Source organism: Actinomadura spongiicola, assembly GCF_003432485.1.
In the GTDB taxonomy this organism is placed as follows: Bacteria; Actinomycetota; Actinomycetes; order Streptosporangiales; family Streptosporangiaceae; genus Spirillospora; species Spirillospora spongiicola.
Genome location: NZ_QVNQ01000001.1, coordinates 853,877 through 866,008, shown reverse-complemented (window position 1 = coordinate 866,008; position 12,132 = coordinate 853,877). Strand labels below are relative to the sequence as shown.

Sequence of the window (12,132 nt, the reverse complement as noted above, 5' to 3'; positions counted from 1 at the left end):
GTCGCAGGGGAACTCGGCAGTCTATGGACCCGTCGCCCGCGCGCTCGGCGCGCTCCGGCACAGGCGAAGGTACCGCCGCCGTCGCACACATCCCTCGCCCACGGCTGGTGCGGCAGGCGCCGCGCCGACGGCGGCGAGCCAACCGATGGGCGGCCCGCCCGTTCAGCTCTTGGCGACCTCGTTCGCGACGCGGCGAAGCTGCTCGTCGAGCCGTTCGGGCGGGAACAGCCACAGGCCGAGAGAGTCGGCACCGGCCGCGCGCAGGTCCTCCAGCCCGCGCCGAACCCGGTCGGGGGTTCCGGCGACGGCGAACTCGTCGATCCACTCGTCCTCGACGACGAGCGGTTCACCCTCGCCGAGACCGGCGATCCGCTTCCTGATCTCAGAACCGTGTTCCGACTGGCCGACCAGCGCGGTGTGGGACTCGGCCCGCAGGAAGAAACCGACCGCGTCCCGTACGGCGTCGCGAGCCGTGGCGTCATCGTCCGCCACCGCCGCCAGAACGAAGGCGGTGATCGGCGCCGTCCCCACCTGCCGCTTGGCCCAGGAAACATACGCGGGACCCGCCAGAACCGACAGCAGAACCCCGTCGGCCAGCGCACCGGCGGCACGCAGAGCGCGCTCGTTGACCGCGCCGATCCACAGCTCCGGCGGTTGTTCCGGCGCGAACTCCAGCCGGATGTCGTCGAACTCATGGGCGGCGGTCGTACGGGACACGGCCGCGCCGCGCAGCAGCTCACGCAGCACCTCGAAGGTCTCGGTGACGGCCGTCAACGGGCGCTCGGGCATCAGGCCCATCTGCCGGAGCCAGTGGCTGTTGCCCAGACCGATCGCGGCACGGCTACGCCCCGGATACATGCGGGCGAGGCCCGCCAGTTCCATGGCGAGGATCGCCGGGTGCCTCGTCATCACGCTGGCGAGACCCAGCCCGGCGGGCACCGTCCGGGTCGCGGCGAGCAGTTGGGTGAGCCCCGAAAGGCCGCCGGTGAAGAAGCAGTCCTCGGAAAACCACAACTCACCGAACCCCAGGTCCTCCGCCAAAGCGGCGGCGTTCGTCAACTGTTCCGGCGGAGTCAGGCTGCCGAAGACCACTCCCAGACGGTCCGAATCCATCGTGTCTCCTCTTCACATCGAACCGGACGCACCTCGCGAACCGGTTCCGGTACGGAAAGCCGAAAACGATCCAGCGTTCTTCGAATCGTTCCGACGATCCGTATAACACTCGGCAGCGCGACATCTTCCAGGACACCGACAAGTGGCATCACAACAACGTTTTCCGGCCACGATGGCACCGTTTTCGCGCCACAACCGCCCAACCAAATCGAATGATTCGAGGTCGGGCTCGACCGATGATGTGGGTCAGCTTCCCGTGTTGTGGGGGAGGTGGGTGGCTTGGGTTTTTAGGAGGTGGAGGAGGTGGGTCACCTGGGCGGGTGGGTTGTGGGTGCGGGAGTGTTGGGCGACCAGGAGGACGTCTGGGCCCTTGGTGGCCAGGGGGCGGTGGGTGATGATGCCGCGTTGTTCGAGGGGGTCTCCGGAGATGCTGTAGTCGGGGAGGAGGGTGACGCCCAGGCCCTCGGCGACCATGACCTTGCCCATTTCGGCGCCGTCCACCGAGTAGGCGATGGACGGTTCGCGGCCGTTCAGGAGGCGGTGGACGTAGCGGTGCATGAGGTAGCCGGCGCGCATCGCGACGAACGGTTCGGCGAGGATGCGGTCGAGGGGGACCTCGGGTAGGCGGGCGAGGGGGCTGTCGGTGCGGCAGCAGACGGCGGCGCGGCCCCGGAGGAGTTCGACCGTGGCCAGGTCCGGGGGTGGATCGTCGCCGTCGATGATGTTGATCAGGCCGAGGTCGAGGCCGCCGCCGCGGAGGGACTCCTGGATGTCGGCCTGGCGGGCGGTGATCAGCTCGACCTGGGTCTCCGGCCGCGCCGCGCGGAAGCGGCTCACCACGGGCAGGACGAGCGGGACGGTCGCGGCGTGTACGGTGCCGACGCGGACGCTGCGTCTGGATCGGAGCGTGTCGTCGGCCGCGGCGCGCAGGCGGTGCACGGCGTCCAGGACCTCGATGATGCCGGGTAGGAGCTCGCGTCCGCCGGAGCTGAGGCGGGCGCCCGAGCGGTGCCGTTCCAGCAGCGTGACGCCGAGCTCGCGCTCCAGGTTGCCGATGGTCTGACTGAGCGCCGGTTGTGACATGTGCAGGGCCTCGCTGGCGCGGCGCATCGACCCCAGGCGGGTGACGGCCGCGACGCATTCCAACTGCTCGATACGCATGGTTCCCCGTGAGAGGTTCGGCCTATCACCCCGTCAGGAAGACCACATTGACCTGGGACGGGCGGACGTTCAACAATTCTAACTATGTCTGTAGGAAATATCGAGAACCCGGTGAGGTTCGCCTACTGGGTGCCCAACGTCAGCGGCGGGCTGGTGGTCAGCAAGATCGAGCAGCGCACCGATTGGGGCTATGACTACAACCGTGAGCTGGCCGTCCTCGCCGAGAACAACGGGTTCGACTACGCGCTCAGCCAGGTGCGTTACATCGCCTCCTACGGGGCCGCCTACCAGCATGAATCCACCGGATTCAGCCTGGCGCTGCTGCTGGCCACGCAGCGGCTGAAGGTGATCGCCGCGATCCATCCGGGCCTGTGGCATCCCGGTGTGCTGGCGAAGTTCGTCGCGACCGCTGACCAGCTTTCGGGCGGACGTGCCGCGGTCAACGTCGTCAGCGGGTGGTTCAAGGACGAGTTCACCAAGCTCGGCGAGCCGTGGCTGGAGCACGACGAGCGGTACCGGCGCAGCGAGGAGTTCATCCGCGTGCTGCGGGAGATCTGGACGTCCGAGCACGCGGAGTTCGGCGGCGACTTCTACCGGTTGCACGACTTCGACCTGCGGCCCAAGCCGGTCGATGTGCCGGGACGTCCGCACCCGGAGATCTTCCAGGGCGGCAACTCCACCGCCGCGCGGCGGATGGCGGGACGTGTATCCGATTGGTACTTCAGCAACGGCAGGGACTTCGATGGTGTCGTCGAGCAGATCCGTGATGTTCGCACCGAGGCCGCCTTGTACGGGCGGAGTGTTCAATTCGGGCTCAACGCCTTCCTGATCGCCCGTGACTCCGAGGCCGAGGCGCGCGAGGTGCTGCGCGAGATCGTCGGCAAGGCCGACCGGGAGGCCGTCGAGGGCTTCGGGTCCGCGGTCAGGCAGGCCGGGCAGGCCGCCCCCGACGGCAAGGGCATGTGGCAGGACTCGGAGTTCGCCGACCTCGTCCAGTACAACGACGGCTTCCGCACCGGGTTGATCGGGACGCCCGAGCAGATCGCCGAACGGATCGTCGCCTACAAGCGGCTCGGCGTGGACCTGTTCCTGCTCGGCTTCCTGCACTACCTGGAGGAGGTCGAGTACTTCGGGAAACGGGTGCTGCCCCTCGTCCGGGAGTTGGAGGCCGAGGATCGCGGCGCCCCGGTGCGGACGGGTTCCTGAGCCCGCATGCTCCTCGTCCGCCGCCGATACATCGACCTGCTCAGGTCATGCAGCGCGCTGTGTAGCCCGCGCCCCGCCCGTCCACCACCGTTTCAGAGGAGAGCATCGGCATGTCAGTCCAGACTCAGGAGAACGAGACCCGGCGTCCCGACAGTGACGAGCGGTTCGCCGACGCGCTGCGGCGCGCCGACACGGTCGCCGCGGAACTGCGCGCCACCGCCGCCCAGCGGGATCGTGCCAACAAGACCCCGCGAGCGGAGGTCGAGCTGCTGCGCCGCCACGACCTTCTTCAGGTGCAGGAACCCGTCGAGTACGGCGGGGACGGCCTGAACTACGCGCAGGCCGCCCAGATCACCCGCCGCATCGCACGCGGCGACACCTCCATCGCCCATCTCATCGGCTACCACTTCGCGCAGACCCGGATCGCGCCCCTGTTCGGCACGCCCGAGCAGGCCGAGGAGCTGTCCCGCCGGAACGCCGAGCGGAAGCTGTTCTGGGGCGGTGTGCAGAACCCGCGCGGCGGCTCCGACCTCATCCTGACCGAGGACGGTGACGGGTTCCGGCTGAACGGGCGCCGCTCGTTCGCCTCCGGCGCGAGCCTCGGCGACCATCTGTCGGTCACCGCCTCTTATGAGGGAGAGCTGGTCTTCCTCGCCCTGCCCGCCGGACGTGAGGGGTTCCGCACCCTCGGCGACTGGGACAACATCGGGCAGCGGCTCACCGACTCCGGCGGCGTCGTGTTCGACGACGCGCGGGTGGAGCGGTCTGAGGTCCTCGGCTCGGGGCCCCTTACGGGACGGACCATCACCCCGTACCAGACCCTCGTCACGCCGCACTGGCAACTGGCGTTCGTGAACTTCTACGTCGGGACGGCCGAGGGCGCCCTCGACGAGGCGCTCGACTGGACCCGCCTGCACGGGGCCCCGTGGGAGACGTCCGGCGTGGACCGTGCCACCGACGACCCCTACGTCCTCCAGGCCGTCGGCGAGATCCGCAGCGAACTGCGCGCCGCGGCCCTGCTCGCCGACCGTGCGGGCGACGCCCTGCAGAAGGGCCTGGACACCGGACCCGACCTCACCGAGGAGCAGCGCGCCGAGGCGGCCGTCGCCGTCTACGAGGCGAAGTACCTGTCCACCAAGGTCGCGCTGGCGGCGGCCTCCCGGCTGTTCGAGATCCAGGGAGCCCGCGCCACCACCACCGCCTACGGCTTCGACCGGCACTGGCGCAACCTCCGCACCCACACCGTCCACGACCCCGTCGCCTACAAGGCACGCGAGGTCGGCGACTGGACGCTGAACCGGCGCGCGCCCGAGTTCTCGCTCTACCGCTGACCTCCCCCGGCGGTCCGGCCACCGCTCGCCCGGTGGCCGGGCCACCCTCCCGTCGAAGGAGTGATCGACATGACCGCAGTCGGTGTCGAACTGCGCCGGGTCTACGGTGCGTACCCCACCGGGGTGACGGTGGTCGCGGGACTGGTCGGCGGACGGCCGGCCGGCATCGCCGCCAGCTCGTTCGTCCCGGTGTCCTTGGATCCGCCGCTGGTGTCGGTGTGCGTCGCGCACACCTCGACGACCTGGCCGCTGCTGCGCGGGCTGCCCCGGATCGGGATCAGCGTGCTGGCCGCCCACCAGGGGCGGGTGGGGCGGCGGCTCGGTTCCCGCGAGGGGGACCGGTTCGCCGGTGTCGACTGGCGCTCCACCCCGGACGGATGCGTGCTCATCGAGGGCGCGGCCGCCTGGTACGTCTGCTCGATCGAGCATCAGTTCCGTTCCGGCGACCACGACATCGTCGTCCTCCGCGTCCACGACCTCGACGCGTGCACCGGCGTCCCGCCGCTGGTCTTCCACGGCGGCACGTTCCGCGACCTGGCCGACGCCGCCCACCCCGCCCACCGACCGACCGGATAGGACGACCATGGACGCCGTAGTGATCGGCAGTGACGAGGAGGCGCTGGAGACGGCCGCCGCGCTGGGGGCGGAGTTCGCCGAGCGCGCGGCCGAGCGCGACGCGAACCGCGTCCTCCCGGAGGCCGAACTGGAACGGCTGTCGGCGAGCGGGCTGCTGGGCATCACCGTTCCGGCCGGGTACGGCGGCGCGGACGTGCGGGCCGACACGCTGGCCGAGGTGTTCCGCTTGCTGGCCGCGGGCGATCCCAACATCGCGCAGATCCCGCAGAGCCATGTCGTGTATCTCCGCGTCCTGGCCCAGCAGGGGACGCCGGAACAGCAGAAGTTCTTCTTCGGCGAGGCGCTGGCGGGCAAACGGTTCGGGAACGCGCAGTCCGAGCGGGGAACCAAGCACGTCCAGGAGTACACGACGCGTCTCCTCCCGGACGGGTCGGACGGGTACGTGCTGCGCGGCACCAAGTACTACAGCACCGGGGCGCTCTTCGCGCACTGGGTTCCCGTCCTGGCGCAGCTTGAGACGGACGGCGAGGACCGCCTGCACGTGGCCTATGTCCCACGGGACGCCGACGGCCTGGAGGTCGTGGACGACTGGAACGGAATGGGCCAGCGCACGACCGCGAGTGGCACCGTCCACCTGCGGGACGTGCGCGTCCCCGCCGAGAACGTGGTGCCGCACCATCTGACCTTCACCGGCCCGCAGGTGCACGGGTCCACGGCGCAGTTGCTGCACGCGGCGATCGACGTGGGCATCGCGTCGGGCGCGTTGCGGGAGGCGGTGGAGTTCGTCAACGCCAGGAGCCGTCCCTGGTTCGAGAGCGGCGCCGACACGCCCGGCGGCGATCCGTTGCTCGTCCAGCGGTTCGGAGAGCTGGCGATCACCGAACGCGCCGCCCGCGCCGTGCTCGCCGAGGCCGGACGCGCGGTCGAGCACGCCGGGCACGACCTCACCGAGGAGAACGCGGTGCGGGCCTCCCTCGCGGTCGCCACCGCCAAGACCCTCGCGGACCGTGCCGCGGTCGAGGTCACCAACGCGCTTTTCGAGGTCTCCGGCACCCGCTCCGCCGCGGACGACCTCAACCTCCACCGGCACTGGCGCAACGCCCGCACGCACACCCTGCACGACCCCGTCCGGTGGAAGGTCCAGCACATCGGCCGGTACGTCCTCAACGGCACGCCGCCGCCCCGCCACGGCGTCATCTGAGAACAGCGAAGAGGGAGACTCCCGTGACCTTGACCTTCCACTGGTTCCTGCCCACCTACGGCGACAGCCGTTACATCGTCGGCGGCGGGCACGGCCTGGCGGCGGGCGCCGCGAGCGGCGACCGGCCGGCGACCCTCGGCTATCTCGGCCAGGTGGCACGCGCGGCCGAGGAGGTCGGCTTCGTGGGCGCGCTGACCCCCACCGGGGCGTGGTGCGAGGACGCCTGGCTCACCACCGCGCCGCTGGTGACGACGTCGGAGCGGCTGAAGTTCCTGGTGGCGTTCCGTCCCGGGCTGCTCAGCCCGACGCTGGCCGCGCAGATGGCCGCCACCTACCAATGGCACTCGGGCGGACGGCTGCTGCTGAACGTGGTGACCGGCGGCGAGGCGCACGAGCAGCGCGCCTACGGCGACTTCCTCGACAAGCCCGCACGGTACGCGCGCACGGACGAGTTCCTGCACGTCGTCCGCTCACTGTGGAAGGGCGACTCCGTCGACTTCGACGGGACGCACGTGCAGGTCGAGGGCGCCCGGCTCGGACGCGTTCCCGATCCCGTCCCGCCGATCTACTTCGGCGGCTCCTCCCCCGAGGCCGGGCGGGTCGCGGCGCGGCACGCCGACGTCTACCTCACCTGGGGCGAACCGCCCACCGCCGTCGCCGGGAAGATCGCCTGGATCCGGGGGCTCGCCGCCGAGCAAGAACGCCGGATCCGGTTCGGCATCCGCCTGCACGTCATCTCCCGCGACACCGCCGACGAGGCGTGGGCGCAGGCCGGACGGCTGCTGTCCGGGATCTCGGACGAGGCGATCGAGCAGGTCCAGGCCAACCTGCGCCGCAGCGAGTCCGAGGGCCAGCGCCGGATGCTCGACCTGCACGGCGGCTCCGCCAAGGGCCTGCGCGAGCTGGAGGTCGCGCCCAACCTGTGGGCGGGCGTGGGCCTGGTCCGCGGCGGCGCCGGCACGGCCCTGGTCGGCAGCCACGAGGAGATCGCCGACCGCATCACCGAATACGCCGAACTCGGACTGGACGAGTTCGTCCTGTCCGGCTACCCGCACCTGGAAGAGGCGTACTGGTTCGGCGAGGGCGTCCTGCCGATCCTGCGCGACCGGGGGCTCTGGACGCATCCCGCCGGAGCCTCCACCGGCGCCGCTCCGGCCTCCGTCCCGTTCGCCGCCTCCTGAACCGCGTAGGACGTCCCTCCCCCGCGGGAGAGGGACGTCCTACTGGTCAGCGCAGTTGGTGGAAGCGGCTGGCGTGGAAGACGAGTGGAGGGGTTCCGTAGGCGGCGTCCAGGTCGTGGACGCGCAGCACCACGATGTCGTGGTCGCCGGAGCGGAACTGCTGCTCGACGGTGCAGTCGTACCAGGCGGCTGCGTCCTCGATGAGGACGCAGCCGTTCGCCGTGGAACGCCACGGGACGCCGGCGAAACGGTCGCCGCCGCGGGCGCCGAGCCGCCGTCCCGTCTCCTCCTGGTGGGCGCCGAGCACGCTGATCCCGATGTGCGGGAGGTCGCGCAGCAGCGGCCAGGTCGTGGAGGTGTGCGCCATGCAGACCGACACCAGCGGCGGATCCAGCGACACCGGGACGAACGAGCTGGCGGCCAGGCCGACCGGTCGTCCGCCGATGAGGCCCGCCACCGCCGCCACCCCGGTGGGGTAGGCGCCGTAGACGCGGCGCAGGTCGAGTTCCGCCATGGTCATGTCGACACCTCACTCATGTGTGACCACCTGGAAGCGGTGGTGCGCGGCCCGCGACGCCCAGTTCGGGCGCCGGCGCGCGGCGGCGGTGGCCTCCCGCCGGCGCAGCTCGGGCAGGACGCCCTCGCCGAACCAGTACGCCTCTTCGATGTGCGGGTAGCCGGAGAGGATGAACTCCTCGACGCCCAGAGCGGCGTACTCCTCGATCAGGTCGGCGACCTCGCTGTGGCTGCCGACCAGCGCGGTGCCCGCGCCGCCACGGACCAGACCGACGCCCGCCCACAGGTTGGGGTGGATCTCCAGCTCGCGAGGATCCGTTCCGCCGCCGGCGCGGTACCGCTCGTGCAGGGAGCGCATCCGCCGCTGGCCGACGGATTCGCTCGCGGCCATGGCCCGCTGCGCCTGGGCGACGGAGTCGGGGTCGACGCTGTCCAGCAGCCGTCCGGCCTCGCTCCATGCCTGCTCGGACGTGTCGCGGGTGACGACGTGCAGCCGGATGCCGAAGCGGACGGTGCGTCCCTGCGCGCGGGCAAGTTCGCGGATGCGGTCGAGCTTGGCGGCGACCTGACCGGGAGGCTCACCCCAGGTGAGGTAGACGTCGCTGTGGCGGGCCGCGACGGGTGCCGCCGCGTCGGACGAGCCGCCGAAGTAGATCTCCGGGACGGGTTCGGGAGGCGTCCGGACGGTCGCGCCCTCCACCTGGTAGTGCGCGCCGGTGAAGTCGAACGGTTCGGCTCCCCAGGCGCCCCGCACGACGGAGAGGAACTCGTCGGTGCGCGCGTACCGCTCGTCGTGGCCGAGATGGTCGCCGAAGCGGCGCTGCTCGGCGGCCTCACCGCCGGTGACCACGTTGAGCGCGAGCCGTCCACCGGAGATCCGCTGGTAGGTGGCGGCCATCTGGGCGGCGAGCGTGGGAGAGATCAGGCCGGGCCGGAACGCGACCAGGAACTTCAGGCCGCTGGTCTCGCGGATGAGCGCCGCGGTGACCAGCCAGGCGTCCTCGCACCAGGTGCCGGTGGGGGTGAGGACGGCCTCGAAGCCGAGGTGCTCGGCGGTGCGGGCGACCTGGGCGAGGTAGTCGATGTCGGGGGCGCGGAACTGGTCGGCCGTTCCCGCCGTCCCGTCGGGCACCCCGACGCCCTTGGGGACGCTGTGTCCGCCGCCGACCACGGTACGCCCGTCGCCGGTGGTGGGCAGGAACCAGTGGAATCGCAGGCTCATCGCATCGTCACTTTCTCTGCTGGGCGACCACGGCGAGGCCGTTGAACCGCCGGTCGAAGAAGTCGGCGATCGTCACCTTGGCGGGGATCACCTTGACGTCGTAGAAGGAGTCGGCGATCCGCTGCTCGGAGGCGATCACCGCGTCGTCGATCGGGATGATGGCGGACAGGCGGCGCTGGACGGCGCGTTCGGCGACCGGGCCGGGCAGCCGGGTCTGCTTCGCCCAGATGGCGGCCCACCGCGCGGAGTTGGCGTTGGACCACTGCACCGCCCGCTGGTAACGGGACAGGAAGTCCTTGAGCGCGGCGGCCCGGCGCTCGTTCTTGAGGGTCGTCCTGGACGTGACCTGGAATCCGTAGCCGTTGGTGTAACCGGTGCCGTCGACCAGGACGCGGGCGCCGTTGTTCAGTTCCGCCTGAGCGGTGTACGGCTCCCAGGTCGCCCAGGCGTCGACGCGGCCACCGGTGAGAGCGGTGAGGGCGTCGGACGGCTGGAGGTACTGCGGTTCGATGTCGTCGAACGACAGTCCGTTCTTGGTGAGCACCGACAGCAGGTGGTAGTGCGCAGAACTGCCCTTGGCGACGGCGACCTTCTTGCCCTTGAGCTCGGCCGGGGCGCGCAGCGTGGAACCCTTGGGCACCACGATGCCCTGCCCCGTCACGCGGGACTCGGTGGCGCCCACGATGACGATCCGGGCCTTGGCGGCGGCCGCGAACACCGGCGGCGTGTTGCCGACCGACCCGAAGTCGACCGATCCGGCGTTGACGCCTTCGAGGATCGGGGGCCCGGACGTGAACAGCGACCACTTGATCTTGTAGGTGAGGCCGTCCAACTGTCCGGCCGCGGTGAGCATCTGCTGGATGCTGGCGCCCTTCTGGTCGCCGACCCGCAGCACGACCTCCCCGCCCTCGGACCCGTCGTCGCCGGACGAGCAGGCGCTGACCCCCACCGTGAGCAGCGCGGTCAGCAGAATCGCGGCGCCATGGCGTCTGGTCATGTCGTTCCTTCGAGGGTCACGCCCAGCCGGGCGAGCAGGACGGAGCGGAGTTCGATGAGTTCCCGGTCCTCACGGGCGCGGGGTCGCGGCAGCCCGACCGTGGACTGGTGCGCGATCCGGCCGCCGTCCAAGACCAGGACGCGGTCGGCGAGCAGCAGCGCCTCGTCCACGTCGTGCGTGACCAGCAGCACCCCGGGACGGTGCCGGGCCCACAGATCGAGCACGAGCCGGTGCACGTTGATGCGGGTCAACGCGTCGAGAGCGCTGAACGGTTCGTCGAGCAGCAACAGGTCGGGGTTGCGGACGAGAGCGCGGGCGAGGGAGACACGCTGGGCCTCCCCGCCGGAGAGGGTGAGCGGCCACCGGTCGCGGCGCTCGGTCAACTCGACCTCCGCCAGCGCCCGTTCGGCGGCGGCGACCGGATCAGAGCCCCGCAGGCCGAGCGTCACGTTGTCCAGCACCCGTTTCCACGGCACGAGGCGCGGTTCCTGGAAGGCCACCGACACCGTGCCGTCGACGTGCAGGTCACCGGTGCTGTCGCGATCCAGCCCGGCGAGCAGGCGCAGCAGCGTCGACTTGCCCGAGCCGCTGCGGCCGAGCAGCGCGACGAACTCACCGCGCTCGATGTCCAGGTCGACGCCGTCGAGGACGGTACGAGCCCCGAACTTCTTGGTCAGGCCCCGTGTCCGGACGACCGAGGCGGCGTCCTCGGAACCGGCGGCCCCGGTCGCCTCCGCGACGGTGCCGGTCACGTCGCCACCAGTCCGCGTCGCCATGACAGCGCCCTCCTTTCGAGCAGCCGCACCAGCGCGTCGGTGGTGAGCCCGAGGATCGCGTAGACGAGCAGGCCCAGGACGACGATGTCGATGCGCAGGAACTCGCGAGCGTCGTTGATCATGAAGCCGAGGCCCTTGCTCGCGTTGACCTGCTCGGCCACGATCAGGGCCAGCCAGGCGACGCCGAGGCTCTGCCGCAACCCGACCAGCGTCTGCGGCAGGGCGCCGGGCAGCACGATGTGCCGGATCAGCGCGGCCCGGCCGAGTCGCAGGACCTGCCCGACCTCAGCCAGCCTGGCGTCCACACCGCGGATGCCGGAGTAGGTGTTGAGGTAGATGGGGAAGAGCACGCCGAAGGCGACCAGGATGACCTTGGGGATCTCCCCGATGCCGAACCAGAGGATGAACAGCGGGATCAGGCCGAACAGGGGCAGTGCCCGCAACATCTGCATGGGCGGGTCGACGATGCCCTCACCCGTCCGGCTGAGGCCGGCGACCAGCGCCAGCGCCAGCCCGGCGACGGCCCCGGCCAGGAAGCCGATCACCGCCCGTTGCAGGGAGACCGTGACGGCGTCGATGAGCGTCCCGTCGGCGGTCAACGTCACCGCGGTGCCGGCGACCGTCGCGGGAGAGGGCAGCAGCCGCTCGGGCAGCACGCCCGTGCTGCTCGTGATCTGCCACAGCGCCAGCAGCACCAGCGGGCTGATTAAACGCAGCGAGAGGCGCGGCCGTGGCAGCGCGGAGAGCCTCGGTAGTCCGGGGCGCGCCCGGGCGGCCGGGCGCGCGAGATCGATGGGCGATGCGGACATGGACGAGAAGTCCCTTCAGAGAAATGTGGGGTGCCCGGGCCGG

At 71.0% G+C, this 12,132-nt stretch carries 12 protein-coding genes; 5 read left to right on the top strand and 7 right to left on the bottom strand.

The genetic code is table 11. The features are described 5' to 3' along the window. Nucleotides 1-162: 162 nt before the first annotated feature. A complete protein-coding gene (locus D0T12_RS04085) occupies nucleotides 163-1,113 on the bottom strand; it encodes an LLM class flavin-dependent oxidoreductase (RefSeq protein ID WP_117397862.1) in 951 nt (316 codons plus the stop codon). A gap of 246 nt (nucleotides 1,114-1,359) precedes the next feature. Continuing rightward, nucleotides 1,360-2,274 (bottom strand): LysR family transcriptional regulator, encoded by a 915-nt coding sequence (locus D0T12_RS04080; protein WP_117397861.1) that lies wholly within the window; start codon nucleotides 2,272-2,274, stop codon nucleotides 1,360-1,362. 84 nt (nucleotides 2,275-2,358) lie between these two features. Between D0T12_RS04080 and sfnG the strand changes: the two genes are divergently transcribed. The 5 genes from sfnG (at nucleotide 2,359) to D0T12_RS04055 (ending at nucleotide 7,769) form a co-directional block, all read left to right on the top strand. Next, nucleotides 2,359-3,480, top strand: coding sequence for a dimethylsulfone monooxygenase SfnG (gene sfnG, locus D0T12_RS04075; protein ID WP_117397860.1), 1,122 nt, complete (start codon nucleotides 2,359-2,361; stop codon nucleotides 3,478-3,480). 110 nt (nucleotides 3,481-3,590) lie between these two features. Beyond that, nucleotides 3,591-4,811, top strand: a complete 1,221-nt coding sequence (locus D0T12_RS04070) for an acyl-CoA dehydrogenase family protein (protein ID WP_117397859.1) — start codon at nucleotides 3,591-3,593, stop codon at nucleotides 4,809-4,811. Nucleotides 4,812-4,880: 69 nt separating this feature from the next. After that, the gene (locus tag D0T12_RS04065; protein WP_117398043.1) at nucleotides 4,881-5,387 is read left to right on the top strand and encodes a flavin reductase family protein; all 507 of its coding nucleotides are present in this window, start codon (nucleotides 4,881-4,883) and stop codon (nucleotides 5,385-5,387) included. Between the two features lie 7 nt (nucleotides 5,388-5,394). Then, complete coding sequence (locus D0T12_RS04060; RefSeq protein WP_117397858.1) at nucleotides 5,395-6,588, top strand: SfnB family sulfur acquisition oxidoreductase; 1,194 nt, start codon at nucleotides 5,395-5,397, stop codon at nucleotides 6,586-6,588. A 23-nt stretch (nucleotides 6,589-6,611) separates the two neighbouring features. Next, entirely contained in the window at nucleotides 6,612-7,769 is a 1,158-nt protein-coding gene (locus D0T12_RS04055) for an LLM class flavin-dependent oxidoreductase (RefSeq protein WP_117397857.1), read from the top strand. 46 nt (nucleotides 7,770-7,815) lie between these two features. Here the strand turns inward: D0T12_RS04055 and D0T12_RS04050 are convergent, their stop codons facing one another. Genes D0T12_RS04050 through D0T12_RS04030 form a run of 5 tightly spaced genes read right to left on the bottom strand, consistent with a single transcriptional unit; the run spans nucleotide 7,816 to nucleotide 12,089 of the window. Continuing rightward, the gene (locus D0T12_RS04050; protein ID WP_117397856.1) at nucleotides 7,816-8,289 is read right to left on the bottom strand and encodes a flavin reductase family protein; all 474 of its coding nucleotides are present in this window, start codon (nucleotides 8,287-8,289) and stop codon (nucleotides 7,816-7,818) included. 9 nt (nucleotides 8,290-8,298) lie between these two features. Beyond that, nucleotides 8,299-9,507, bottom strand: coding sequence for an LLM class flavin-dependent oxidoreductase (locus tag D0T12_RS04045; RefSeq protein WP_117397855.1), 1,209 nt, complete (start codon nucleotides 9,505-9,507; stop codon nucleotides 8,299-8,301). Between the two features lie 7 nt (nucleotides 9,508-9,514). Further along, the gene (locus D0T12_RS04040) at nucleotides 9,515-10,504 is read right to left on the bottom strand and encodes an ABC transporter substrate-binding protein (RefSeq protein WP_117397854.1); all 990 of its coding nucleotides are present in this window, start codon (nucleotides 10,502-10,504) and stop codon (nucleotides 9,515-9,517) included. After that, nucleotides 10,501-11,280, bottom strand: coding sequence for an ABC transporter ATP-binding protein (locus D0T12_RS04035; protein WP_117397853.1), 780 nt, complete (start codon nucleotides 11,278-11,280; stop codon nucleotides 10,501-10,503). Before D0T12_RS04035 ends, D0T12_RS04040 begins: the two co-directional genes overlap by 4 nt. Next, nucleotides 11,253-12,089, bottom strand: coding sequence for an ABC transporter permease (locus D0T12_RS04030; protein ID WP_117397852.1), 837 nt, complete (start codon nucleotides 12,087-12,089; stop codon nucleotides 11,253-11,255). The genes D0T12_RS04035 and D0T12_RS04030 overlap by 28 nt, the downstream gene beginning before the upstream one ends. Nucleotides 12,090-12,132 lie beyond the last annotated feature (43 nt).